This window comes from Cognatilysobacter bugurensis (assembly GCF_014652095.1).
GTDB classification, from domain to species: Bacteria; Pseudomonadota; Gammaproteobacteria; order Xanthomonadales; family Xanthomonadaceae; genus Cognatilysobacter; species Cognatilysobacter bugurensis.
On record NZ_BMYD01000003.1, the window covers coordinates 65,774 to 85,239 of the forward strand.

The 19,466-nt window shown below is 71.6% G+C and carries 19 protein-coding genes and 1 pseudogene; 15 read left to right on the forward strand and 5 right to left on the reverse strand.

Annotated elements, in window-relative coordinates:
• The first annotated feature begins 209 nt into the window (after window positions 1-209).
• The 6 genes and pseudogenes from IE075_RS09835 (at window position 210) to IE075_RS09860 (ending at window position 6,365) form a co-directional block, all read left to right on the forward strand.
• Window positions 210-3,134: a M16 family metallopeptidase gene (locus IE075_RS09835; RefSeq protein WP_189456003.1), complete on the forward strand. Its 2,925-nt coding sequence runs from the start codon at window positions 210-212 to the stop codon at window positions 3,132-3,134.
• A gap of 104 nt (window positions 3,135-3,238) precedes the next feature.
• Window positions 3,239-3,553 (forward strand): annotated as a pseudogene (locus tag IE075_RS09840) (DUF4156 domain-containing protein); the annotation flags it as partial.
• Between the two features lie 215 nt (window positions 3,554-3,768).
• Complete coding sequence (locus IE075_RS09845) at window positions 3,769-4,785, forward strand: 3-oxoacyl-ACP synthase III (protein ID WP_189456007.1); 1,017 nt, start codon at window positions 3,769-3,771, stop codon at window positions 4,783-4,785.
• Window positions 4,786-4,877: 92 nt separating this feature from the next.
• Complete coding sequence (locus tag IE075_RS09850; protein ID WP_189456008.1) at window positions 4,878-5,114, forward strand: hypothetical protein; 237 nt, start codon at window positions 4,878-4,880, stop codon at window positions 5,112-5,114.
• A 220-nt stretch (window positions 5,115-5,334) separates the two neighbouring features.
• The gene (locus IE075_RS09855; protein ID WP_189456010.1) at window positions 5,335-5,874 is read left to right on the forward strand and encodes a gamma carbonic anhydrase family protein; all 540 of its coding nucleotides are present in this window, start codon (window positions 5,335-5,337) and stop codon (window positions 5,872-5,874) included.
• Window positions 5,871-6,365: a CPBP family glutamic-type intramembrane protease gene (locus IE075_RS09860; RefSeq protein ID WP_229792450.1), complete on the forward strand. Its 495-nt coding sequence runs from the start codon at window positions 5,871-5,873 to the stop codon at window positions 6,363-6,365. The genes IE075_RS09855 and IE075_RS09860 overlap by 4 nt, the downstream gene beginning before the upstream one ends.
• Before the next feature lie 84 nt (window positions 6,366-6,449).
• On the opposite strand, the gene IE075_RS09865 is transcribed toward IE075_RS09860, so the two are convergent.
• From IE075_RS09865 to hemB, 3 genes are all read right to left on the reverse strand, one after another.
• A complete protein-coding gene (locus IE075_RS09865; RefSeq protein WP_189456012.1) occupies window positions 6,450-6,740 on the reverse strand; it encodes a YkgJ family cysteine cluster protein in 291 nt (96 codons plus the stop codon).
• A gap of 123 nt (window positions 6,741-6,863) precedes the next feature.
• On the reverse strand, window positions 6,864-7,766 hold the full coding sequence (gene aroE, locus IE075_RS09870) for a shikimate dehydrogenase (protein WP_229792451.1): 903 nt from the start codon (window positions 7,764-7,766) through the stop codon (window positions 6,864-6,866).
• 308 nt (window positions 7,767-8,074) lie between these two features.
• A complete protein-coding gene (gene hemB / locus IE075_RS09875; protein WP_189456015.1) occupies window positions 8,075-9,067 on the reverse strand; it encodes a porphobilinogen synthase in 993 nt (330 codons plus the stop codon).
• 497 nt (window positions 9,068-9,564) lie between these two features.
• Here hemB and IE075_RS09880 point away from each other — a divergent pair, with 497 nt between their 5' ends.
• Together IE075_RS09880 and IE075_RS09885 are read left to right on the forward strand one after the other, a co-directional pair.
• Window positions 9,565-10,401, forward strand: a complete 837-nt coding sequence (locus tag IE075_RS09880; protein WP_189456017.1) for an ABC transporter permease — start codon at window positions 9,565-9,567, stop codon at window positions 10,399-10,401.
• The gene (locus tag IE075_RS09885; protein ID WP_189456019.1) at window positions 10,398-11,999 is read left to right on the forward strand and encodes a dipeptide ABC transporter ATP-binding protein; all 1,602 of its coding nucleotides are present in this window, start codon (window positions 10,398-10,400) and stop codon (window positions 11,997-11,999) included. Before IE075_RS09880 ends, IE075_RS09885 begins: the two co-directional genes overlap by 4 nt.
• A 120-nt stretch (window positions 12,000-12,119) precedes the next feature.
• On the opposite strand, the gene IE075_RS09890 is transcribed toward IE075_RS09885, so the two are convergent.
• Both IE075_RS09890 and IE075_RS09895 read right to left on the reverse strand, forming a co-directional pair.
• A complete protein-coding gene (locus IE075_RS09890) occupies window positions 12,120-12,368 on the reverse strand; it encodes a hypothetical protein (RefSeq protein WP_189456020.1) in 249 nt (82 codons plus the stop codon).
• Window positions 12,369-12,432: 64 nt separating this feature from the next.
• The gene (locus IE075_RS09895) at window positions 12,433-13,431 is read right to left on the reverse strand and encodes a chorismate transformation FkbO/Hyg5 family protein (protein ID WP_189456023.1); all 999 of its coding nucleotides are present in this window, start codon (window positions 13,429-13,431) and stop codon (window positions 12,433-12,435) included.
• 152 nt (window positions 13,432-13,583) lie between these two features.
• Between IE075_RS09895 and IE075_RS09900 the strand changes: the two genes are divergently transcribed.
• The 7 genes from IE075_RS09900 (at window position 13,584) to IE075_RS09930 (ending at window position 19,445) form a co-directional block, all read left to right on the forward strand.
• The gene (locus tag IE075_RS09900) at window positions 13,584-13,856 is read left to right on the forward strand and encodes a phosphopantetheine-binding protein (RefSeq protein WP_189456025.1); all 273 of its coding nucleotides are present in this window, start codon (window positions 13,584-13,586) and stop codon (window positions 13,854-13,856) included.
• A gap of 28 nt (window positions 13,857-13,884) precedes the next feature.
• The gene (locus IE075_RS09905) at window positions 13,885-14,580 is read left to right on the forward strand and encodes a COG4648 family protein (protein WP_189456027.1); all 696 of its coding nucleotides are present in this window, start codon (window positions 13,885-13,887) and stop codon (window positions 14,578-14,580) included.
• Between the two features lie 169 nt (window positions 14,581-14,749).
• Window positions 14,750-15,043 carry a beta-hydroxyacyl-ACP dehydratase gene (locus tag IE075_RS09910; protein WP_189456647.1) on the forward strand — a complete coding sequence of 98 codons (294 nt, stop codon included), beginning with the start codon at window positions 14,750-14,752 and terminating at the stop codon, window positions 15,041-15,043.
• A gap of 20 nt (window positions 15,044-15,063) precedes the next feature.
• The gene (locus IE075_RS09915; RefSeq protein WP_189456649.1) at window positions 15,064-16,026 is read left to right on the forward strand and encodes a lysophospholipid acyltransferase family protein; all 963 of its coding nucleotides are present in this window, start codon (window positions 15,064-15,066) and stop codon (window positions 16,024-16,026) included.
• Window positions 15,959-16,645, forward strand: coding sequence for a LolA-related protein (locus tag IE075_RS09920; RefSeq protein WP_229792452.1), 687 nt, complete (start codon window positions 15,959-15,961; stop codon window positions 16,643-16,645). The genes IE075_RS09915 and IE075_RS09920 overlap by 68 nt, the downstream gene beginning before the upstream one ends.
• Complete coding sequence (locus IE075_RS09925; RefSeq protein ID WP_189456028.1) at window positions 16,642-18,993, forward strand: MMPL family transporter; 2,352 nt, start codon at window positions 16,642-16,644, stop codon at window positions 18,991-18,993. Before IE075_RS09920 ends, IE075_RS09925 begins: the two co-directional genes overlap by 4 nt.
• Window positions 18,990-19,445: a hotdog family protein gene (locus IE075_RS09930; protein ID WP_189456030.1), complete on the forward strand. Its 456-nt coding sequence runs from the start codon at window positions 18,990-18,992 to the stop codon at window positions 19,443-19,445. The genes IE075_RS09925 and IE075_RS09930 overlap by 4 nt, the downstream gene beginning before the upstream one ends.
• Window positions 19,446-19,466 lie beyond the last annotated feature (21 nt).

A 19,466-nucleotide genomic window follows, 5' to 3' on the forward strand; every position in this document is an offset into this window, starting at 1 on the left:
AGGGGTCGCCGCGAGTCTAGGGGCGGGCCGTGGATGCCCGTGTAGACACGGGAACCCCGTGGCCACGCCGCGGTCGAACGCGGTCCGCCCGTCTGCCCGGCGATGCACCCGAGCCCATGACCTGTGGCCCACGGCCGGACCGTGCGACGCGGCTAGGATGTCCGGTCGCGCCGGCGGGGGGCCGGGGCCGTCCCACACAGGAGTTCCGCATGTCCCTTGCTTCGATCCCGCGCGCGCCGCGCCGCCTGCTCGCCGTCTCGCTCGCCGCCGCCCTGTTCGGTGCCACGCCCGCCCTTGCGCTCGCGCAGGCCAAGGCCGCCGCGCAGACGCCGGCCACCGCCGATGTCGACATCCCCTACGAGCAGTTCACGCTGCCGAACGGCCTGCGCGTGATCGTGCACACCGATCGCAAGGCGCCGATCGTCGCGGCGAACCTCTGGTACCACGTCGGCAGCAAGGACGAGCCCGCGGGCCGCAGCGGCTTTGCGCACTTGTTCGAGCACCTGATGTTCAACGGCTCGGAAAACCACCCGGGCGAGTACTTCGAACCGTTCGAGCTCGTCGGCGCGACCGACATGAACGGGACCACGAACACCGACCGCACGAACTACTTCCAGAACGTGCCGACCACCGCGCTCGACATGGCGCTGTGGATGGAGTCCGACCGCATGGGCCACCTGCTCGGCGCGATCGACCAGAAGCTGCTCGACGAGCAGCGCGGCGTGGTGCAGAACGAAAAGCGCCAGAGCGAGAACCAGCCCTACGGCCAGGTCTGGGAAAAGCTCAACCGCGCGCTGTACCCGAAGGGCCACCCGTACCACCACAGCGTGATCGGGTCGATGAACGACCTCAACGCGGCCTCGCTCGAGGACGTGAAGCAGTGGTTCCGCACCTGGTACGGCCCGAACAATGCCGTGCTCGTGCTCGCGGGTGACATCGACGTCGCCACCGCGAAAGAAAAGGCGATGAAGTACTTCGGCCACATCCCGGCCGGCCCGACGATGGCGCAGCCGAAGGTCGACGTCGTGCGCCGCGCCGAGCCCACGCGCGAGGTGATGCAGGACAAGGTGCCGCAGGTGCGCGTCTACCGTGCCTGGAATGTCGCGCCGACCGGCACCGTCGACATCGATCGCCTGCAGCTGCTCGCCCAGGTGCTCGGCGGCAGCAAGAGCTCGCGCCTGGACGCGCGCCTCGTGCACCGCGACAAGCTGGTCGACAACGTGAGCGCGGGCGCCTACAGCTCGCAGCTGGGCTCGAACTTCATGATCACCGCGACCGTAAAGGACGGCGTCGATCCGAAGAAGGTCGAGGCGATCATCGACGAGGAGCTCAAGAAGCTGCTCGCCGAAGGCCCGACCGCGGCCGAACTCGAGCAGGCCAAGACCGTCGTGCGCGCCGGCTTCATCCGCGGCGTCGAGCGCATCGGCGGCTTCGGCGGCAAGGCCGACGTGCTCGCCGAGTGCGAAGTGTTCACCGGCAACCCGGGCTGCTTTCGCGAATCGCTCGACACGATCGCCGCCGCGACGCCGCAGCAGCTTGCGACGACCGGCCGTGAGTGGCTGACGAACAACGGCAGCCACACGATCGTCGTCGAGCCCGGCGAGCGCACGCCGCTGGCCGAGGAGCCCGCGGCGACGCCGGCGCCGCTCAACCCGCCGCCGGTCGACAAGAAATACACGACGATCAAGAGCTCGGTCGACCGTTCCAAGGGCGTGCCGGTGCCGAGTGAGTACCCGCAGCTCAAGTTCCCCGACCTCAAGCGCGCGACGCTCGATAACGGCGTCAAGGTGATCCTCGCCGAGCGCCATGACGTGCCTGTCGTGCAGTTCAACCTGCTCGTCGACGGCGGCTACAAGGCCGACGCCGGCAACAAGCTGGGCACGTCGAGCTTCGCGATGAGCATGCTCGACGAAGGCGCGGGCGAGTACGACGCGCTCGGCTTCGCGAACCGCGCCGAAGCGCTGGGCGCGAACCTTGGCGCGGCGGTTTCGCTCGACGGCGGCAGTGCGTATCTGTCGGCGATCAAGGACAAGCTCGATCCGTCGCTCGGCTTGTTCGCGACGATGCTGCGCGAGCCGCGCTTCGACCAGAACGAGATCGACCGCGTGAAGGCGAGCTGGATCGCCGGCATCAAGCAGGAGAAGGCGCGCCCGAACACCGCCGCGCTGCGCGTGCTGCCGCCGCTGCTGTACGGCGAAGGCCACGCGTACGCGATCCCGTTCACGGGCTCGGGCACGGAAGACTCGATCGCTTCGCTCAAGCGAGACGACCTGCTCGCCTACCACCGCAACTGGATGCGCCCGGACGGCGCGACGCTCGTCGTCGTCGGTGACACCACGCTCGATGAGATCGTGCCGCTGCTCAACAAGCACCTCGGCGACTGGAAGGGCGAGGGCGGCGCGTCGAAGCAGGTCGACGTGGCGAACGTCGCGCTGCCCAAGCAGCCGCGCGTGTTTCTCATCGACCAGCCCGGCGCGGTGCAGGCGAACATCTTCGCCGGCCACCTGATGCCGCCGACGACCGACGCGAACGCAACGAAGCTCGAGATGGCGAACGAGGTCATCGGCGGTTCGTTCACGGCGCGGCTCAACATGAACCTGCGCGAGAACAAGCACTGGTCGTACGGCGCGCGCACGCAGCTGTCCAACGCGCTCGGCCAGCGCCCCTGGCTCGCGGTTGCGCCGGTGCAGATCGACAAGACGGCGGAGTCGATCGCCGAGATCCAGCGTGAGGTCAGCGAGTACGCGAGCGGCAAGACGCCGCCGAGCGAGGCAGAAATCAAGAAGATCCAGGCGAACGAAGTGCGCAGCCTGCCCGGTGCGTACGAGACCGCGTCGGCGATCGCCGGCACGATCGTCGGCAACGTGCGCTACAACCGCCCGGACGACTATGTCGTGCAGCGCGTCAACGAGATCCAGTCGCTGACCCCGGCGCAGATCGCCGAGGCTGCCAAGGGGATCGACCCGAACGCGCTGACTTGGGTCGTGGTCGGTGATCTCAAGCAGATCGAGCAGCCGGTGCGCGCGCTCAAGCTCGGCGAGGTGCGCGTGCTCGATGCGGACGGCAAGCCCGTCGCTGCGCCGGCGACGACGCCCAAGCCGGCCGACGCGCCGAAGGCGGGCGGCACGAAGTAAGCGCCGCATCAAGCTCAACCGCGGCCGAACGCATCGGCCGCGGACGTCGCCAAGTGCAGCAGGCCGGGCCACAATCCCGGCCTGTTCTTTTTTCGAGGTCGCCCATGCGCATCGTGCTGCTCGCCACCGTCCTCTCCTTTGCCGCCGGCTGCACCTGGGTGCACATGGCGCCCGGCGCGAATGCGGTGCGTGTGCTGTCGGCGGGCGCCCCCCCGGCCGGGTGCGACAAGCGCGGCGAAGTCGCGGTGTCGGTCAAGGACCGCGTCGCGTTCTACGAGCGCAATGAACTGCGCGTGCGTGAGGAGCTCGAAACGCTGGCGCGCAACGAAGCGCCGGGGCTGCAGGCCGACACGATCCAGCCCATCGCGCCGCCGCTCGACGGCGAACAACGCTTCTCGGCGTGGCGCTGCGGGGCCCGCGGCGCCCAATCGGCGCCCGCGACGCCCGAAGCCGGCAGCGCGCAGACGTACCCGCTGCACGGCACGCGCTGACGCGAGCGCGGGCGGAAAACGTCGAAAAGACGGGAACCGCAGCTAAACGCCGCGATTTTTACCCGTTCAGCCGGCTGCCGTACATGCACGTATGGCGGGAAGCGGCTAACCTGTCGGGCTTGCTGCTCGCCAGGTGCGTCGCCATGCTGTTTCAACACGTCGCTATCGCCGGCCTTGCCCACATCGACGCGCCGCGTCGGTTGAGTTCGGACGAGATCAATGCGCGGCTCAAGCCCACGCTCGACCGCCTCGGCATCAAGGCCGACGTGTTCGGCGACGTTGCAGGCATCCAGGCCCGCCGCCTCTGGGACGGCGAGATGCAGGCCTCCGACGCGGCCACGCTGGCGGCGGTCAAGGCACTTGCCGACGCGGCGATCGAACCCGAGCGCGTCGGTCTGCTGGTCAACACCTCGGTCAGCCGCGACTATCTCGAACCGTCCACCGCCTCGATCGTCAGCGGCAATCTCGGCTTGCCCGACACCTGCCAGAACTTCGATGTCGCGAATGCGTGCTTGGCGTTCATCAACGGCATGGACATTGCCGCGCGCATGATCGAGCGCGGCGAGATCGACTACGCACTCGTCGTCGACGGCGAAACCGCCGACCTCGCGTACGAGAAGACGATCGAGCGCATGAGCCGCGCCGACGTCACCGAAGAGGACTTCAAGAACGAGATGGCGACGTTGACGCTCGGCTCCGGCGCGGCGGCGATGGTGATGGCGCGCGCCGAACTTGCGCCCGGCGCACCGCGTTACCGCGGCGGCGTCACGCGCGCGGCCACCGAGTGGAACAAGCTGTGCCGCGGCAACCTCGACGGCATGGTGACCGATACGCGGGTGCTGCTCGTCGAGGGCGTCAAGCTTGCACAGAAGACGTTTCAGGTCGCCAAGCTCAAGCTCGGCTGGGCGGTCGAAGAGCTCGATCAGTTCGTGATCCACCAAGTCAGCAAGGTGCACACCGCCGCGATCACGAAGGCGATGGGCATCGACCCGAAGAAGGTCATGACGATCTTCGGTGAGCACGGCAACATCGGCCCGGCCTCGGTGCCGATCGTGCTCAGCAAGCTGCGGGAGATGGGGCGCCTGAAGAAGGGCGACCGCGTCGCGCTGCTGGGCATCGGTTCAGGCCTGAACTGCTCGATGGCCGAAGTCGTCTGGTAAGACCGCTAGGCCGATGGCACGGCGCAGCGAACGCTTGATCGCTGCGCGCGCGCCTCACCCCGTTCCGATCCACTCACGGCAAGGGAATGCCCGTGACCAAGCCCCGCAGCCACATCGCGCTCGCCTCGATTCCGGTGTTCAGCAATGAGGGCTGCCTCGACATGGCTGAACTCGATCGACTGCTTGCGCTCGCCGAGCGCGACGGCACGTTCGACGAAGACGAAAAGCGGGTGCTCGGCCGCATCTTTGCGCAGGCCGGGCAGACGCGTCTGGACCCGGCGGTCTCGACGCGCCTCGTGCGCCTGCGCAGCGAGCTCGGCATCGCCTGAGTTCCCGCCGGCGCCGTCGGGCGCCGGCATTCCCCAGACTTGATCCATGCAGCGTCCCAGGCCGTCGCGCTGGACGGCTGTGCGCGGCTGGCCGCTGCAACGCGCCAGCTGCGATCGAATCAAAGTTCCACATCAGCAGCGCACCCCGATGCGCTGCGCACGGCGTGGCGAATCGCGCGCGCGGCGCGATGGAGCGCATGCGGCCGCCTACAATTCGCTCATGAACATCCGCCCCTACCTCGACACCGTCCCCGCGCTCGGTGCGCGCGTCTACATCGACCCCGCCGCGACCGTGATCGGCCGTGTGACGCTCGCCGACGACGTGTCGATCTGGCCCGCGTGCGTGGTGCGCGGCGACGTCAACACGATCGAGATCGGCGCGCGCACGAACGTGCAGGATGGCACCGTGATCCACGTGAGCCACGACGGCCCCCACGCGAAGCTCGGCGGCTATGCAACCGTGATCGGCAGTGATGTGACGATCGGCCACAAGGCGATCGTGCATGCCTGCCGCATCGAGGACACGGTGCTGATCGGCATGGGCGCGATCCTGCTCGACGGCGTAGTGGTCAAAACACACGCGTTCATCGGCGCGGGCGCGCTCGTCGCGCCGGGCAAGGTCGTCGGTGAGGGCGAGCTGTGGCTCGGCAACCCGGCGAAGAAAGTGCGCGTGCTCAGCGACGCGGAGATCGAAGGCCTGCACTACAGCGCCCAGCACTACGTGCGGCTCAAGGACCGGTACCTGGGCATCGGCGCGTGAGCGACGCGGTCGCGACGCCGCCTCCGTGTCGCGGCCTGGTCGCGTATGCGCTGATCGCGGGCGTCGTGTCGCTCGCGGGATCAATGGTGCTCGCCGGCTCGGCCGATGCGATCGCGCGAGCGTTCGGCATCGAATCGCCCACCGACGGCATGCCCGAGTGGTCGGTGGGCTGGGTCGATCTCGCCGGGCTCGTCGTGTTCGCGCCCGTGGTCGAAACGCTGCTGCTGTCGGCGCTGCTGTGGGGGCTGGCGCGCGTGATCGCCTCGCCGGTGCGCGTCGCCGCGGTGTCCGCGCTGCTGTGGGGCGGGCTGCACGGCGCGGTGGCGCCGATGTGGTTCTTCGGGACGGTGTGGGCGTTCTTCGTGTTTTCGTACGCCTACCTGGCGTGGCGGCCGCGCTCGTACCGGCATGCGTTTGCTGCCGCGGCGCTCCCGCATGCGATGCAGAACGCCGCCGCGTTCGGGCTGCTCGCGCTGGCATCGACGAGCTGATCCAACTCGGTCGACGCCAACGGCCGGACGCGTCCGGCTGCACGACTCTGGCTGAACGGGCCCGGATGAATCCGTCGATCCCGATCAGTCCGGCCGTGTCGCGTCCTCGAGCGAGGCCAGATGCGCAAGCGCGTGCTCGCGCGAGGCGCCGCACATCGACGGCGTCGGTCGCAGTGAGGCGCACACCGCCGGCCGCGCGGGGTCGCCAAACAGTCGGCAGCGCCACTCGTCGTCGAGCTGCACGCATGGGATCCCCGCCGGCTTGCCGTGCGGCATGCCCGGGATCGGCGAGCTGATCGACGGCGCGATGCAGCACGCGGCGCAGCCGTTGCGGCAGGGCGTGTTGGCGGCTGCGAAGGCGTCGGGTGTGTTCATGGGTGGCGCAAGCCTAGGCCGCCGCCGCCGGTGGTGACGAGCGCCGCGTCGCGCTTCGCGCGGGCTGCCATCGCGACCGCCAAGCCACCGGCGCGCGATCCGCAGCCGGTCGACCGCCACCGCTCAGGCGCCGTCGCCCGCGCGCAGCATCGCGTAGACGGGGTCGGTGTCCGGACGCACGCCGTGCCAGCGCAAGAAGCTCTCGGCCGCCTGTTCGACGAGCATGCCGAGGCCGTCGATGCCGCGCGCCGCGCCGGCATCGCGCGCCGCATCGAGAAACGGCCGTGCGGCCTCGCCGTAGCCGAGGTCGACGGCGGTCCACGGTGCGGCGTCGTCAAACGGCAGTGGCCACGCCACCGGGTCCACCGTGCGCGCGGCCGCGGTGCTGTTGATGACGAGGTCGAATTCCGGGTAACCCGCACGGGCCGCCGACGCGCGCGGCGCGTCCGGCAGCCGCGCGGCCGCCTCGACGAGCGCGTCCCAGCCCCACAGGTGCAGGCGCTGCTCGCCGTCGTTGATGCCGAGCCGCAGCGCGAGTGCCTGCGCGCGCTCGAAGCTGCGGTTGCTGATCGCCAGGCGTGCGATGCCGGCATCGAGCAGCGCCGGCGCGACGCCGGCGGCCGCGCCCCCGGCGCCGAGCAGCAGCACGCGCGCGCCTTCGAGTGCGATGCCGTGCCGCTGCGTCAGGTCCCGCACGAGACCGATGCCATCGGTGTTGTCACCGTGCCAGGCGCCGTCGACCCGGATCAGCGTGTTGACCGCGCCCGCACGCCGCGCCCGCTCGCTGACCTCGCGACACAGCGCCGCCGCGGCGGGCTTGTGCGGCAGCGTGACGTTCGCGCCGCAGCCGCCGTTACGCTCGAATGCGTCGACCGCATCAACGAACGACTCGGGCGGTGCGTCGATCGCGGTGTAGTCGAGTTCGATGCCGCACTGCGCGCCGAACGCCGCGTGGATGCGCGGGGAGCGTGAGTGAGCAATCGGGTGGCCGAAGACCGCGTAGCGACGCATCACGGTGCTAAGCATGCGTGGGCGCGCCCGCGGTGCGCCTGCTGCCGATTGGATGCATGGCCGAGCAGCGCCCGGGCACGCGACGCGGCGGCGCGTCGGGAAGCTGACCCGCGGGGTGGGTCAGCGCACAGGCACCGCCGGCGGGCCGTTGCACGCTGCCGCGGCAGTGGATCCGCCGCATCGCCCGCATGCGCCCGGCAGCACGGCGCGAGGGCCCGGCTGCAGGTTCGTGGACGGCGCTGACCGGCGGTCGCACGCCGCCGGCGTGCATCCGCACGCCGCGGCTGGGGAATGGTGGCCTGGCGGGTTGCACGCGCGCTCGCTCAGCCCGCCTCGCGCAGCCAGCGGGCCGCATCGAGCGCGAAGTACGTCAGCACGCCGTCCGCGCCCGCGCGCTTGATGCTCGTCAGCGCTTCGAGTGCGCAGGCGCGCTCGTCGAGCCAGCCGTTCATCGCGGCGGCCTTGAGCATCGCGTACTCGCCGCTGACCTGGTACACGAACGTCGGCGCGCCGAACGTCTCCTTCACCCGGCGCACGATGTCCAGATACGGCAGGCCCGGCTTAACCATGACCATGTCGGCGCCCTCGTCGAGATCGAGCCCGACTTCGCGCAGCGCCTCGTCGGAGTTCGCGGGGTCCATCTGGTAGGTGTACTTGTTGCCCTTGCCGAGCGCGCCCGCGCTGCCGACCGCGTCGCGGAACGGGCCATAGAAGCTGCTCGCGTACTTCGCGCTGTAGCCGAGGATGCGCGTGTGCACGTGGCCGTCGCGCTCGAGCGCATTGCGGATCTCGCCGATGCGCCCGTCCATCATGTCGCTCGGCGCGACGACGTCGGCGCCCGCGCGCGCATGGCTCAGCGCCTGCTTGACCAGCGCTTCGACGGTCTCGTCGTTGACGACGTAGCCGTTCGCGTCGACGAGCCCGTCCTGGCCGTGCGAGGTGTACGGATCGAGCGCGACGTCGGTGATCACGCCGAGCTCGGGGAAACGTTGCTTGAGCGCGCGCACCGCGCGCTGCACGAGGCCGTCGTCGTCCCATGCGGCCGCCGCGTCGAGCGACTTCGCCTCGGGCGCGGTGACCGGGAACAACGCGAGCGCGGGAACGCGCAACTCGCTCGCCTGCTCGGCAATGCGCAGCAGCTCGTCGACCGACACGCGCTCGATGCCGGGCATCGAGCCGACCGACGCGCGGCCTTCGAGCTCGTGCACGAACACCGGGTAGATCAGGTCATTCGCGGTGAGGACCGTCTCGCGCATGAGGCGGCGCGAGAACTCGTCGCGGCGCATCCGCCGCGGGCGTACGAAGGGAAAGCTCATGGCGGGCATTCTACGGGCGGCGTGCCTGTGACTACCGGACGTGCTTCGGCCTTTTTGTGGCGGGGCCGGGCCGATGTCCGGCAGCCGCGGCCGCGCGCTTGTGCGTCGTGTCGCGTGGCCGAGCCGTTCTGCATGTCCGGAGCACGCTCGCGGCCGGCAAACAGGGCGCGCAACCGACCCGCCGACCGATGCGGTGTCCCGCGACGGGTCTGGCCGTTCCGTTTGCAGCCGTCGCGACGCTGTGCGTCGCCCGCTGATGCGTGGGAACATCGAGCGCGTTGAGGTTGCCGAGCAGGCGTAAGGCACCGAGCGCGTCGCAGCTGACGCGCAGGCCCAGCACGGGCGCAGGTCGAACAGTAGCCACGGCTCGACCACGGCTCTCCGCGCTGGCGGCGTGCACTTCGGACCGGCCCGCCAGCGACCGTGCCGCTGGACGTCCGAGGCGTTTGCAGGCCGGGCGCGGTTCGAACGCCGGCCGCCTGCGCGACAATCCGTCAATGCTCATGTCCCGCCTGCCGCCGATCGCCCGCCTCTGCCTTGCCGGCCTCGGCGTGCTGGCCGCCCTGTGCGCGTTCGGGCCGCCGCTCGTCGGCCTCGACCCGCATGCGCCGGACTGGGATGCGCTGTCGGTCGCGCCGGGCGCGGCCGGGCATTGGCTCGGCACCGACGCGATCGGCCGCGACGTGCTCGCGCGCACGCTGGCCGGCGGCCGGCTCTCGCTCACCGTGGGGCTGCTGTCGAGCATCGTCGCGCTTGGGCTCGGGCTCACGTTCGGCGCGATCGCCGGGCTCGCCGGCGGCCGCGTCGAGCGCGCGATGGTGCGCGTGCTCGACGTGCTGAGCGCGATTCCGTTCCTGCTCGTCGTGATCCTGCTGCTCACGCTGTTCGAGCGTTCGCTCACGCTGCTGCTGCTCGCAATCGGCGGCTACGTGTGGGTCGATCTTGCGCGCGTGATGCGCGCCGAGGCCGCGCGGCTGCGCGAGGCGCCGTTCGTGCTCGCCGCGCACGCGGCCGGCGCACGCTTCGACCAGCGGCTGCGCTGGCACGTGCTGCCGCACCTGCTGCCGCTCGCGTTCGTCTACCTCGGGCTGATCCTGCCGCAGGCGATCCTCGTCGAAAGCTTCCTTGGCTTTCTCGGCCTGTCGGTTGACGAGCCGGCCGCAAGCTGGGGCACGCTGCTCGCCGAGGGCGTGCAGGAACTCGATGCCGCGCCGTGGACGCTGCTGTTTCCGGCCGGCTTCCTCGTCGCGACGCTCGCGCTGTTCCAGTTCCTCGGCGACGGCCTGCGCGACTGGCTCGACGTGCAGCGCCCACGCGAGAGCGCGGCGGCGTGAGCGCGCTGCTCACTGCACGCGGCCTGCGCGTCGATACGGGCACGGGCACGCTGCTCGGCCCGCTTGATCTCGAACTGCAGGCGGGCGAGTGCCTTGGCCTGGTCGGCGAAAGCGGCAGCGGCAAGAGCCTGACGACCTTGGCCTTGCTCGGCCTGCTCCCGCCCGCGCTGCAGGCGCAGGGCGCGCTGAAGCTCGACGGCAACGACGTGGCGCTCGGCTCACGCGCGCACGCCGCGCTGCGCGGCCGCACGCTCGCGTGGGTGCCGCAGGACCCGCTTGCGTCACTGCATCCACTGCGCACCGTCGGCGCGCAACTCGTCGAAACGCTGCGCGTCGCGCACGGGCTCGACCGCAAGGCCGCACGTGACCAGGCCCAGGCCCTGCTCGAACGCGTCGAACTGCCGGATCCCGCGGCCGCGCTCGCGCGCTACCCGCACCAGTTCTCGGGCGGGCAGCGCCAGCGCATCTCGATCGCGCTCGCGCTCGCGCTGCGCCCGCGCGTGCTGATTGCCGACGAGCCGACGTCCGCGCTCGATGCGCGCATCGCCCGCGGCGTGCTCGACCTGATCGATACGCTGCGTCGTGAAGAAGGCTTGGGCGTGCTGCTCGTGAGCCACGACCTCCCGCTCGTCGGAGCCTACGCGCAGCGCCTGCTCGTGCTGCAGCGCGGCGCAGTCGTCGAGCGCGGCGACGCCGCACGCGTGTTCGCCCAGCCCGCGCATGCATACACGCGCGAACTGCTCGAGGCCGACACGCTCGCAGCCGCGCCGCCCGCACGCAAGGACGCGGCGCCGCTGCTGCAGGCCGACGGGCTGCGCGTGCGCTACCCGCGTGCGCCGCGCGACGCACTCGAAGACGTATCGATCGAACTGCGCCGCGGCGAAGGCCTCGCGCTCGTCGGCGAAAGTGGCAGCGGCAAGAGCACGCTCGGCCGCGCCCTGCTGCGGTTGCTGCGCGGCGCGCATGGCCGCGTGCAGTGGGTCGAAGGCGACACGCCGGTCGATCTGGCCGCGCTGTCGCCGCAGGCGTTGCGGGCATGGCGCGCGCGCACCGGCATGGTGTTCCAGGACCCGTACGCGTCGCTCGACCCACGCCTGCGCGTCGTCGACATCGTCGCTGAACCACTGCGCATCCACGGCCGCGGCGATGCAGCGTCGCGGCGTGCACGCGCGGCCGAGCTACTGCGTGCAGTCGGCCTCGACGCCGATGCGCTTGAGCGGTACCCGCATGCGTTCTCGGGCGGCCAGCGACAGCGCATCGCAATTGCGCGCGCACTGGCCACCGATCCGGCGCTGCTCGTGTGCGACGAGGCGGTCTCCGCGCTCGACGCGCACCACCGCGCGGCGATCCTCGCGCTGCTCGCGGGGCTCAAGGCCGAGCGCGGGCTCGCGCTATTGTTCGTGACGCACGATCTCGCCGCGGCGGCGGCCGTGTGCGAGCGCATCGCCGTGCTCGAAGCCGGCCGCATCGTCGAAACCGGCACAACGGCCGACGTGCTGCAATCACCGCAGCACGCGCACACGCAGGCGCTGCTCGCAGCGCGGCCCGGCGCCGGCCATGCACGTGCGACGCCCGCGGACCCCATGGCTGCCGGCTGATGCGTCGGCGCGATTTGCCTCGTTGCGCACGCGGCGCCACGCGGGCCGCCGCACCGCTCCGGGCCGGGGCTTCAGGCCGGGCCCGGAGCGGGCTCCGCGCACGGCCCGAAGCTCGGACCGTCAGATCACCCCACCGCCGATGCCGAGCCGCAGGATCGCCACGACGATGACGACGCCGTTGAGCGCGAGGCCGGTCTTGGCGCGGCCGCGTTGGCCGGGCCGGCTCGTGGCGATGCCGATCGCGGCAATCACGGCGCCGATCGCGGCGAACGGAATCAGAAACCAGTTACCCCAGCCCAGAAACGGGATGAGTGCGACGACCATCCAGAGCATCGCGACGATGCCCCACAGCAGGCTGATGAGCCCCATGACGTGCCTCCGTGGTGTATTCGCTCCAGCTTAACGCGGCCGTGCCGAGGGCGGCCGCCCGACCTCAGGCATGCGTGCCGTCGATCTCCACGCGCAGCTCGCGCCGGCACACGGCCGCGTGCAGCACGATGCGCGGCACCGCGGGATCGAGCGTTCCGTCGAGCGCGGCGGCGACTGCATCGAAGTCGGCCGCATCGCGCACGTAGACCTTCAAGCGCGAACCGGCACCAAAGCGCGGCGGCAGGTCAGGGCGGTGCACGCGTGCGGCGGCGATGAGGCTGTCGAAATTCGCGAGCGTTTCGCCGATCTGCGCGCGCACGCAATCGGCATGCAGCGACTCGTGGCCGACGATCGATGCAGTGCCCGACAACAGCAACGGGAGGTCGCCAGGCGCGAGCATCGCGCGGGCGAAGCTCGGCGGCTGCGGGCCGTACTGGCGCGGGTAGCGGTAGGCGCTGAGCTGGCGCGGGTTTTCGATCGGCGTGCCGGGCGTGCGCGCGGCGAGCCAGTACACCTGAAGACGCGCGCCGGGCCCCGCAGCACGCGGGCGGCCGATCGCGGTCGCAGCCGGCAGCGGGCCGTCGATCGCGGCGCCAAGCCCGCGCCCGCGGCCGAGGCAGAAGCGCTTGTAGCGCTCGCTGTCGCCGTCGCCGTCGGTGATCGCGTCGAGGTAGTTCCACACGCGCAGCAGGTGCGGGTAGCCGCGCGCGGCAGTGAACGCGAGCAGGCGGTGGTACGCGACCTGCGCCGCGACGCCGAGCGCGTCGTCGCCCGCGGGCTCCTCGATTTCGACCGCGCCGAACTGCAGCGCGCCGTCGTGCGCCCAGGCCACGTCGCCGTCACGGCCGCGCTCGACCGGGCGATCGCTGCGCCACACCTCGACCGGCGCCGGCCCGTGCGGGGGCAGGCGCACGCGCAGCCAGCGCGGGTCGTCGTGCACGTTCGCGCCATCGCCGAAGCCGATCGCGGCCAGCACGTGGGCGTCATCGAGCAGCGCTTCGGGCGTGCGCGGGTCGTAATCGATGCGCAGGCGCGGTGCGTGGAGGGAGAGCGCCGCGCTCATGCGGGCATGCCGGCGGCGCAATCGCCCGGCGCGGTCAACACTGAAGTCATCACGCCATGATAGCCGTGCGCACGCCGGCGCCGGTTGCGCACGCAGGCGCGATGCCGGATCGTTCGCACCCCGCCGTCCGCATTGCAGTCCGAGGCTTCCCGATGTCCGCCCAAACCCCCGCCGAAGCCGAGCTCGCCCAGTTGCTGGTCGAGAGCCTGAACCTCGAGGGCGTGGAGCCGGCCGGCATCGACCCGGAGGCGCCGCTGTTCGGCGACGGGCTTGGCCTGGACTCGATCGACGCGCTCGAACTCGCGCTTGCGATCAGCAAGCGCTACGGCTTCCAGCTGCGCAGCGACAGCGACGAGAACCGCCGCATCTTCGGCTCGCTGCGCTCGCTGTCGGCGCACATCGAGCAGCACCGCGTCGCCGCCTGAGCGGCCCGACGCCACCCGTCTGCCGCCCATGACGCCGCCCGCCGCCGCGTCGATCGCGCTGCTTGCGGCGTACCCGCTGCTCGCGCACTGGGCGAGCCATGGCGGCGGTGCGTTCGCGGCGAGCCTCGCGCTTGCCGACCTCGCGTTGCTGGTGCTCCTCGAGCCGCTTGCGCAGCGCCGCGCCTGGGCGTGGATCGCGCTGGTTGCGTCGTTCGCCGCGCTCGTCGCCGGACTGGATACGCCGTGGCCGTCGATGGCGCTGCTCGCGCCGCCGGTGCTGTTCACGGGCTGGATCGCCTGGGTGTTCGCGCGCACGCTGCACCCGCCGCGCGAGCCGCTGATCACGCGGCTCGCCGCCGCGCTCGAATACGACGGCGACACCGCCGCAATGCCGCTCGCGCAGCAGCGCTACACGCGCACGCTGACCGGCGCCTGGGCGGTGATGCTCGCCGTGCTCACGGTCGCGAATGCGGCGCTCGCGCTCATCGCCGAGCCGCACGGCCTGCTCGTGCGCCTCGGGCACACGCCGCCGTGGACGGTGTCGGAACAGGCCTGGTCGTGGTGGGCGAACCTGCTCAACTACGGCGCGGTCGCGGTGTTCTTCGCGGCCGAATGGCTGCTGCGCCGCAAGCTGCTGCCCGACCGCCGCCGCCATGCGCCGCGTGCGCTGCTGCGGCGCATGCGTGAACTCGGTCCGCCTTTCTGGGCCGGCCTCATGCGCTGAGGGCCCAATGGCCCGGGCCGGCGCGATCGGCCTGCTACGCTCTTCACATCACCGCGCCGCCGCGGCCGGCCTGAAGTTGCACGCCGTGCGCACGCCCATCGGCGGCGCGCTCGTTTGCAGCCCGACCGGGCCTGGCGGCGAGCGCGACGCACTTTCGACCGAGCTTCCGATGCGTTTCGTCGTCCCGCCCGACCACCCCTGCCTGCCCGGCCACTTTCCCGGCCGCCCGCTCGTGCCGGGCGTGGTGATCCTCGACGCCGTGCTCGCGGCCATCGAAGCCCAGCACGGCACGCTGCCCGCGCTGCGCCTGCCGCAGGTGAAATTCATGCAGCCGTTGCTGCCGGGCGAGGCCGCCGACATCGCACTCGAACACGCCGTCGACGCGCCGCGCTGGCGGTTCCGCGTGCAGCGCGGCGACACGCTGCTCGCAAGCGGCGAGATCGTCGCCGAGGCCGCGCCATGAGCGGCAGCGGCAAGGACGCCGTGGGCGGCGACTGGACCCGGCGCCCCGAAGGCGGCGGGCGGTTCGCGCTGTGGATGATCCGATCGATCGCGCGCTACGGCGGCCGCGGCGTGGCCCGCCCGCTGCTGTGGCCGATCACGCTGTATTTCTTCCTCAAGCGCGGGCCCGAACGCCGCGCGTCGCGCGCCTACCTCGCGCGCGTGCTCGACCGACGCCCGCATGCCGGCGACGTCATGCGCCACATCCACACGTTCGCCTCGACGATCCTCGACCGCGTGTTCCTGCTCAGCGGTCGCCTGCGCCGTTTCGACGTCGACATCCACGGCCTCGAGTCGCTGCACGCGCAGATCGACCTCGGCCGCGGCGTGCTGCTGTTCGGCTCGCACCTCGGCAGCTTCGATGTGCTGCGCGTGCTCGCGCGCGAACGGCCCGACGTCAAAGTGCGCGTCGTGCTCGACAAGGGTCACAACCCGGCGATCACGCAGCTGCTCGATGCGCTCAACCCCGAGATCGCGCGCAGCGTGATCGACGCCGGCCAAGACGGGCCGTCGATCGTGCTTGCGATCAAGCAGGCCGCCGACGAAGGCGCGCTCGTCGCGCTGCTCGTCGATCGCGCGCGCGCGGGCGAGAGCGCGATCGAAGCGCCGTTTCTCGGCGGCCACGCACGTTTCCCCGTGGCCCCATGGGTGATCGCGACGATGCTCGGCACGCCGGTCTCGCTCGCGTTCGGGCTGTACCGCGGCGGGCGCGCGTATGAGCTGTCGTTCGAGCCGTTCAGCGACGGCCTTGCCGCCGACCGGCAGCATCGTCAGGCGCTGCTGCACGAGTGCGTGCAGCGCTACGCGGCGCGGCTCGAGCACCATGCGCGGCGCGCGCCGTACAACTGGTTCAACTTCTTTGACTTCTGGCATGCCGATGACGCTTCTCCTTCGCCGCCTCGCGTGCGCGCTGCTCGTCGCGACGCTGCCGCTCACGGCGGCTGATGCCGCGCCCGCCAAGGCGCCCGCCGTCGACGCCGGCTGGATCCTGAGCCGTCTTGCGCGGCCGGTGCCGATGACGACGCCGTTCGTCGAGCTGCGCGGCTCGTCGCTGCTCAAGGCGCCGCTGCGCATCGAGGGCGAGTACCGCCGGCCCGATGCCGACACGCTCGTGCGTGATGTGCGCACCCCGTACCGCGAGACGACGACCGTCACCGGTGCGACCGGCGGCACCGGTGGCAACGTCGTGATCGCCCGCGAGAAGCAGGCGCCGCGTCGCTTTGCACTGTCGCGCGCGCCCGAGCTGGTCGCGCTGCAGGCGAGCTTCGGCGCGCTGCTGGCCGGCGACCGCCCCCGCCTCGAGCGGCACTACCGCATTCAGGCCGACGGCGCGCGCGAGCGCTGGTCGCTCGTGCTGACGCCGCGTGACCCGGGGCTGGCCGGCAAGCTGACCTCGATCACGCTGCTCGGCCGCGGCGCGGAACTGCGCTGCATCGAAACGAAGGCGCCGAAGCAGCCGCTGCAGCGCACGCTGCTCGCCGGCGCCGCGCAGGCCGCGTCGAAGCTGCCCGCCCAGGTCCGCCCCGGCGCGTTCGCGGCACTGTGCTACGGCCGCGACGCTTGAGCGGCTCCGCGCGCCGCATCGCGCTCGCGTTCGCCTGGCTGGCGCTGCTTGCGCTCGCCGGGCTCGGGATCGGCCGCACGCTCGAGGTGACGGGCGACCTGCGCCGCTTCATGCCCGAGCCGCGCACGCCGGCGCAGCGGCTGCTCATCGACGAGCTCGGCGAAGGCCCCGGCGCGCGGCTGCTGCTCGTCGGGCTCGACGGTGCGCCCGCCGAAACGCTGGCCGCCCAGTCCGATGCGCTGCGCCAGGCGCTGCAGGCCGATCCGCGCTTTGCACATGTTGCGAACGGCGCCGGCCTCGGGCTCGATGTCATCCCCGAATCGCTGCGCGCATACCGCTACCTGCTCACCCCGACGTTCGATGCCGCGCCGCTCGATCGGGCCGCGCTCAACGAAGCACTCGCGCTGCGCGTGCAGGACCTCGGCTCGCCGGCCGCGTCGCTCGTCGAGCCGCTGCTGCCGAGCGACCCGACGCTCGAGACCCTGGTGCTCGCCGAAAGCTGGCAGCCCGCGCATCAACCCGAACTCCGCCACGGCGTGTGGTTCGATCGCGACGGCCGCCGCGCGCTGCTGCTCGTGCAGACGCGCGCGGCCGGCTTCGATCCGACCGGGCAGGGCGAGGCGGTGCAGGCGCTGCGCGACGCATTCGAGCGCGTGCGCGGTACGAGCGCGTCGACACTCGAACTCGGCGGCCCCGGCGCGTTCTCGGTGGAGATCGGCGCGCGCACGCAGCGTGAGGCGAGCCTGATCGGCTCGATCGACAGCGTCGTGTTCGTGCTGATCCTGTGGCTCGCGTACCGCAGCTGGCGTGCGCCGCTGCTCGGCGCGTTGCCGCTTGCGAGCGGCGGGCTGGCCGGCCTCGGCGCCGTCGCGCTGAGCTCCGATGCGGTGCATGGCATCACGATCGCGTTTGGGTTCACGCTCATCGGCGTCGCGCAGGACTATCCGATCCACCTGTTCAGTCATCAGCGCCCGGGCCTGCCGCCGCGCGACAACGCACGCGCGCTGTGGCGCACGCTCGGCACCGGCGTGGCGTCGACGTGCATCGCCTATCTCACGTTTTTCGTCGCCGGCGTCGAGGGCCTGCGTCAGCTCGCGGTGTTCACGATCGTCGGCCTGGCGACCGCCGCGCTCGCCACGCGCTTCGTGCTGCCGGCGCTGCTTGATGTCGATGGGCGTGGCGCGTTTCCGGACGTGGCGACGATGCCGCGCGTCCAGCGGCTGTGGGCGCGCGCGCAGCGCTGGCCGCGCATCCGCGTCGTGCACGGGCTCGCGCTCGCCGCCGTGGCCGTTGCGATCGCCGCACTCGCGCCGGGCGCGTTCTGGCAGAACGACCTCTCCCGGCTCACGCCGGCGCCGGCCGAGTTGCTCGCGCGCGATGCGCGTCTGCGCGAACAGCTCGGCGCGCCCGACGTGCGCTACGTCATCGTCGTGCAGAGCGCATCGGTCGAAGCCGCGCTGCAGACGTCCGAACGGCTGCGGCCCGCACTCGATGCCGCGCAAAAGCGCGGCGCGCTCGGCGGCTTCGACCTCGCATCGCGCTACCTGCCGAGCATCGCGACGCAGCGCGCACGCCAGGCGCAATTGCCCACGCGCGATGCCCTCGCGCCGATGCTTGCGCGCGCCGTCGCCGCCAGCCCGTTCCAGCGCGATGCGTTCGAGCCGTTCCTCGAGGACGTCGAGCGTGCACGCACGGCAACGCCGCTCACGCCGCAGGCACTCGCCGGCACGCCACTGGCGCAGGCGATCGAAGGCCTGCTCGTCGAGCGCGACGGCGGCGCAACCGCGCTCGTCTCGCTGACCGGTATCCAGGACGTCGCCGCGATCGAGCAGATCGCGACCGCGCACGGCGCCACGCTGCTCGACCTCAAGGCCGCGTCGGAATCGCTCGTCGCCGAATACCGCACGCGCGTGCTAACGGCGCTCGCGCTCGCGTCCGTGTTGCTCGCGCTCACGGTGTGGGTGTCGTTGCGCGATGCACGCCGCGTGTTGCGCGTGCTCGCGCCGATGGCGCTGACGACGATCGGGATCCTCGCGGTGCTGCGCCTGGCCGGCGTCGAGCTCAACCTGTTCCATCTCGTCGCACTGATCCTCGCGGCCGGCCTCGGCCTTGATTACGCGCTGTTCTTCGACCACGCCGGCGACGCACGCGATGAGCAATTGCGCGCGCTGCATGCCATCGTCGTGTGCAGCCTCACCACGCTGCTCGTGTTCTCGGTGCTCGCGCTGTCGTCGATCCCGGTGTTGCGCGCGATCGGCGGCACCGTTGCGCTCGGCGTGCTGTGCAACTTCGTGCTCGCGCTGCTGATCGTGCGGCCGGCGCCTCGCGCGCTGGAGGCCGCGCCATGACCACGACAACGAACGACGTCGTACTTGATCGCGCCGGCATCGAAGCGCTGGTGCCGCATGCGGGTGCAATGTGCCTGTGGGACGCCGTACGCGCGTGGGATGCGCAGTCGATCCGGCTGCACGCGATGAACCACCGCGACGCGGCGCATCCGCTGCGCCGCGACGGCCGCCTGTCCGCGGTGCACCTGTGCGAATACGGGGCGCAGGCGATGGCCGTGCACGGTGGGCTGCGCGCGAGCGAGGCCGGCGCGGTCGCGAAGCCCGGCCTGCTCGTCGCGCTCCGCGGCGTCGTGCTGCACGTCGCGCGCATCGATGATCTGCCGGGCGCGATCGAATGCGAAGCCCGCGTGCTTGTCGAAAGTGACGGCGGCGCGCAGTACGCGTTTTCGATTTCGCACGCCGGTGCGCTGATCGCCGAAGGCCGCGCCGCGGTGTTGCACGCGGCCGGTTGATCGAATCGCACACGCGAAGAC

Coding starts and splice junctions, on each gene's coding strand:
- IE075_RS09835 (WP_189456003.1), top strand. CDS start 210: ATGTCCCTTGCTTCGATCCCGCGCGCGCCGCGCCGCCTGCTCGCCGTC.
- IE075_RS09920 (WP_229792452.1), top strand. CDS start 15,959: ATGACGCTTCTCCTTCGCCGCCTCGCGTGCGCGCTGCTCGTCGCGACG.
- IE075_RS09890 (WP_189456020.1), bottom strand. CDS start 12,368: ATGGGGCTCATCAGCCTGCTGTGGGGCATCGTCGCGATGCTCTGGATG.
- IE075_RS09900 (WP_189456025.1), top strand. CDS start 13,584: ATGTCCGCCCAAACCCCCGCCGAAGCCGAGCTCGCCCAGTTGCTGGTC.
- IE075_RS09930 (WP_189456030.1), top strand. CDS start 18,990: ATGACCACGACAACGAACGACGTCGTACTTGATCGCGCCGGCATCGAA.
- IE075_RS09910 (WP_189456647.1), top strand. CDS start 14,750: ATGCGTTTCGTCGTCCCGCCCGACCACCCCTGCCTGCCCGGCCACTTT.
- IE075_RS09845 (WP_189456007.1), top strand. CDS start 3,769: ATGCTGTTTCAACACGTCGCTATCGCCGGCCTTGCCCACATCGACGCG.
- IE075_RS09865 (WP_189456012.1), bottom strand. CDS start 6,740: ATGAACACACCCGACGCCTTCGCAGCCGCCAACACGCCCTGCCGCAAC.
- hemB (WP_189456015.1), bottom strand. CDS start 9,067: ATGAGCTTTCCCTTCGTACGCCCGCGGCGGATGCGCCGCGACGAGTTC.
- IE075_RS09895 (WP_189456023.1), bottom strand. CDS start 13,431: ATGAGCGCGGCGCTCTCCCTCCACGCACCGCGCCTGCGCATCGATTAC.
- IE075_RS09855 (WP_189456010.1), top strand. CDS start 5,335: ATGAACATCCGCCCCTACCTCGACACCGTCCCCGCGCTCGGTGCGCGC.
- IE075_RS09905 (WP_189456027.1), top strand. CDS start 13,885: ATGACGCCGCCCGCCGCCGCGTCGATCGCGCTGCTTGCGGCGTACCCG.
- aroE (WP_229792451.1), bottom strand. CDS start 7,766: ATGCTTAGCACCGTGATGCGTCGCTACGCGGTCTTCGGCCACCCGATT.
- IE075_RS09880 (WP_189456017.1), top strand. CDS start 9,565: ATGCTCATGTCCCGCCTGCCGCCGATCGCCCGCCTCTGCCTTGCCGGC.